The organism is Actinomadura sp. CNU-125 (assembly GCF_001942465.1).
In the GTDB taxonomy this organism is placed as follows: Bacteria; Actinomycetota; Actinomycetes; order Streptosporangiales; family Streptosporangiaceae; genus Spirillospora.
The window spans coordinates 1-4,360 of record NZ_MKJY01000357.1; the positions used below are offsets into that span (position 1 = coordinate 1).

General features: G+C 75.2%; 2 protein-coding genes. Both read left to right on the forward strand.

Annotation, left to right across the window (positions count from 1 at the left end):
- The first annotated feature begins 221 nt into the window (after nucleotides 1-221).
- Nucleotides 222-1,697: a SpoIIE family protein phosphatase gene (locus BJF79_RS33240; protein WP_262402909.1), complete on the forward strand. Its 1,476-nt coding sequence runs from the start codon at nucleotides 222-224 to the stop codon at nucleotides 1,695-1,697.
- A 497-nt stretch (nucleotides 1,698-2,194) separates the two neighbouring features.
- Nucleotides 2,195-2,602, forward strand: a complete 408-nt coding sequence (locus BJF79_RS62745; RefSeq protein WP_075903411.1) for a hypothetical protein — start codon at nucleotides 2,195-2,197, stop codon at nucleotides 2,600-2,602.
- The last annotated feature ends 1,758 nt before the right edge of the window (nucleotides 2,603-4,360 follow it).

The following is a 4,360-nucleotide window of genomic DNA, read 5'->3' on the forward strand; positions in this document are numbered from 1 at the left end:
CCCCACCGTCCGTCCCGACGCCCCCGTCCGCCCCGCGGCCGACACCGAGGCCGTGCGGGACACCTCGCGTTCCTCGGCGAGGCGGGGCAGCAGATAGGCGGATCCCTCGACCACCTGCAGGCCGCCCGCACCCTCGCCGGGACGCTCGTCCCCAGGCTCGCCGACTTCGCCGCCGTCGAACTCCTCGACGCGTCGCCGACTCCGCCAGCCCCGCCGCCGACATCGCCGAGACCGTCCACGTGCGCCGCGTCGGCGTCGTCCACAACGACGAACCCGGACGATGGGACGACATCGTCCCCGAAGGCGAAGCCCTCCGGCTGCCGCCCGGCACGTCGTGCCTGCAGGCCATGCGCACCGGACGCACCGTCCACGTGCCGCACGTCGACGAAGCGTGCGCCGACCGTCTCGCCGCCCCCTTCACCGACCGCGACCTGCGCCCCCTCTTCACCGGACGCGCACTGCTGATCGTCCCGCTCATCGCCCGCGGCCGCGCCCTCGGCAACATCAAGCTGCTCCGCAAATCCGACCGGCCCGGCTTCGACGACCTCGACCTCGCCCTCCTCGGCGAACTCGCCCGCCGCGCCGCGCTCTGCATCGACAACGGGCGGCTCTACCGGCGCGAAGTCCAGACCGCCCAGGAACTCCAGCGCAGCATGCTCCCCGACGACCCGCCCGACGTCGCGGGCGCGCGCGTCCGCTACCGCTACCGGCCCGCCGGGCAGGCCGCCCAGGTCGGCGGCGACTGGTTCGACGCCATCCCGCTGCCCGGCTGCCGGCTCGGCATCGTCGTCGGCGACGTCATGGGCCACGGCCTCACCTCCGCCGCGATCATGGGCCAGCTCCGCACCGCCGTCCGCACCCTCGCCGGGGAGGACACCCGCCCCGGCCGCCTCCTGCGCCAGCTCGACGGCCTCGCCCGCCGCCTCGGCGACGGCTACCTCGCCACCTGCCTCTACGCGATCTACGACCCGGTGGCCCGCACCTGCACCCTCGCCAACGCCGGGCACGTCCCGCCCGTCCTGGTCGCCCCGGACGGCACCGGCCGCGTCCTCGACCTCCCCGAAGGCGTCCCCATCGGCGTCGGCGGCGCCCCCTTCGAAGCCGTCCAGATCCCCGTCGAGGACGGCTCCCGGCTCGTCCTGTGCACCGACGGCCTCCTCGAACGCCGCGACCGCGACCTCGACCAGGGCCTGCGGGAGCTCACCGACTGCCTCGCCGCCGCCCCGCCCGACCTCGACGCCGCCTGCGACGCCGTCCTCGCCGGTCTCGGCAGCGACAACCCCGCCGACGACATCGCCCTCGTCGCCGTCGGCTTCGACGGCGTCCCCGCCGCCGACGTCGCCGCGTGGGACCTCGAACCCGAACCGTCCATGGTCCGCTGGGCGCGCGCGCAGGTCGCCGAACGGCTCGTCCAATGGAACCTCGACGCCCTCACCCCCACCATCCAGCTCCTCGCAAGCGAACTCGCCACCAACGCCCTCCTGCACGGCGCCGGATCCATCCGCCTCCGCCTCATCCGGGGGCGCGCGCTCGTCTGCGAGGTCTACGACGACGGCGCCGACCTGCCGCACCTGCGCACCGCCGCCGCCACCGACGAGTCCGGCCGCGGACTCCAGCTCGTCAGCAACCTCGCCGCCCGCTGGGGCACCCACCGCACCGCGGCGGGCAAGGTCGTCTGGTTCGAACACGACCTATAGGGAACCGTCACCCCCGCGACAGATCATTTCCGGCGCCGGCTCCGTTCAGATCGAAGCGTGGGAGAACTGACGCTGCCGGTCCCGGAGACCCTGGAGGCCGTCTACGCGATCGCGCCCGCGGAACCGGTCGCCGACCCCGGCGACCTCGCCCGCACCGAGGTCGCCCGCCGCATCGACCCGCCGCTGCGCGACCTCGTCCTCGGCATGCTCGACAGCCCCATGGTCACCCTCGACCAACGCCCCGCAGCCGACTTCCCCCCGCTCCCCACCGACCTACTCACCGCCTACGGCGCCGCCCCCCGCGACCTCGCCGCCCTCTCCCGGCGCGACGCACCTGCCTCGCCGTCCGCGCCGCGTACCGTCCCGGCCGCCCGCCCGCCCACGAATGGCGCCCGCGCCATCGCCGCCGCCGTCCCCGGCACCGTGATCGACGTCTTCACCCCGCAGATCCTGCCCCGCGACCGCCTCGAACGCTCCCTCCCGTCCCCCGACGCGCCGTGCGCCTCACCGACTGGATCCTCCTGCCGCACACCCCGTCCGGCGACGGCTACCTGTTCACCACCCGCGGCCTCGCCCGGTTCGGCCTACCCGAACTCCAGACCGACGACGTCCCGTCCGCCCTCGTCGAACCGTGGGCCCGCGTCCTCAACGGCCTGGCCCACCGCCTCCTCGACCTCTGGCACGACGCCCTGCGCACCGCCGCCGACACCGTCCGCCTCCCCGCCGTCGTCTCCGTCGGCCTGCGCGACATCGCCGCCGCCCACGGCGGCACCGAACCCCTGGGCCGCGAAATCTCCGTCCGACTGCACCTCGACGAGGGCGCCCTCACCGTGCTGCCCGTCGAAGACGGCCCCGACCGCCTCGAAACCCTGTGCGCCGCCCTGTTCGGACGACCTTGCCGATGATCTTCGTGGCACGCAGGATCGAAGCGTGAGATTCGGCCCGCACGAGCGTCCAGCACCCGAACCCGAACTCCCGCACCCGGGAGACGTCCACGTGGCGGGCAGAACCAAGCCCCCTGCAGGCGCCGCACCACCGCGCCCTTACCGTCCGGAGACATCTGCGTCACCTCCGCTCCCGCCCCCCGGCCCGTCCCCGACGGCCCCCCAATGGACGCCGGGCCCGTCCGCGGACCCGTCCCCGACGGGCCACCAGTGGACACCGGCCGGTGCGCCCGCGCCGCAGCGCGACTGGACGCCGCCCGCGAACCCGGACCCGACGCCCCCGCCCGGCGCCGCCCCGCCGCAGCCCCCGGACGTGGACGTCGACAGGTGCCCCCGGCCCGTCCGGTCCGGAGAATGTCCCGGCCCCCGATACGGGCGCGCCTGGTTGGGCGCCGTCTGCGGCTACAGGCCCGGCGGGTGCGGCTCCTTCGGCGCCTTCGGAGTGGACGTCGGCCGTTGACCCGGGCTCGTCCGAGCCGGGGGATGTCCCGGTCTCCGGTACGGACGCGCCGAGTTGGGCGCCGTCTGCGGCAGCAAGCCCGCCGGGTGCGGCCCCGGAGTGGATGTCGGCCGGTGCTCCTGGCCCGTCCGATCCTCGGGATGTTCCGGCCCCCGACAGGGGCGGCTGGGCGCCGCTCGCGGACGCGGGCCCGTCGAGTCCGCAAGGTGCGGCGCCCCCGGTAAGCCCGGAGCGGACGCCCGGTGGTGTGGGTGCGCCTTCCCCGTCGGCCGGGGAGCGGCCGTCGGGCGGCCGCCCCGATCCGTCGACGGGCGCGCAAGGGGCGCCGCAGGGCGGGCACTCTTGGCCCGGTGGGTCCGGCGAGGACGAATGGCGCCCCGGCCCTTCGGCGCCGAGGTCGCGCGGTCGGCGTATCTCGTGGCCCTGGAAGAACCGAGGGAAACCGGACGCGTCGAACGAGGTCGCCGCTTCGGAGGGCACTCCGACGGTCCCGGTGCACGAGCCGGGTACGCAGGAAGACACGCCATCGTCGACGTCCCTTGATTGGACGCCGCGGGGCCCGAGAGTGGTGCCCGAGGGCCCGCCGTCGGAGGTGTCGTCTCCGGGCGACCCCACTGGGCCGTCCGTCCCCGACCGGTCGGTTGGTTTCGGGGCAGTGGACGAGCCGGATGAGCCGCGCTGGCGGCCCATGGGGGGCGGCGCCGAGGCGACGCCGGGTGATCCAGGGACGCCGCTGGAGCCGGAAACGTGGCGCGGACTGCCTTCCAGGCCTGAGGCCGAACCGGTGCGGCCGTCGGGCCCCGAAGCGAGTGGGGGCGGTTCTGCGGGCCCGTCCGTTCCGGAGCGGCCGATGGATGAGGCTGCGGCTTGGCAGGGGTTGCCTCCGGGGGGCGCGGCCGAACCGGTGCGGCCATCGGCAGACGCGAGTTGGGGCGAGTCCGCGGGGGCATCTGTTCCGGAGCGGCCGGTGGATGAGCCCGGCCCTTGGCGTGGGTTGCCTCCGAGAGGCGAGGCCGAATCAGCGCGGCCGTTGGGGCCGAGTTCGAGTGGAGGTGCCCCTGCGGGGGAGTCCGTTCCGGAGCGGTCGGCGGATGATGCTGCGGCTTCGCGGGGGTTGCCTCCCCGGGGTGCGGCCGAACCGGTGCAGTTTTCCGGGGCAGCTTCGAGTTGGGGCGAGTCTGCGGAGGCGCCTGTTCCGGAGCGGCCGATGGATGAGGCTGCGGCTTGGCATTGCCTCCGAGAGGTGCGGCTGAATCGGT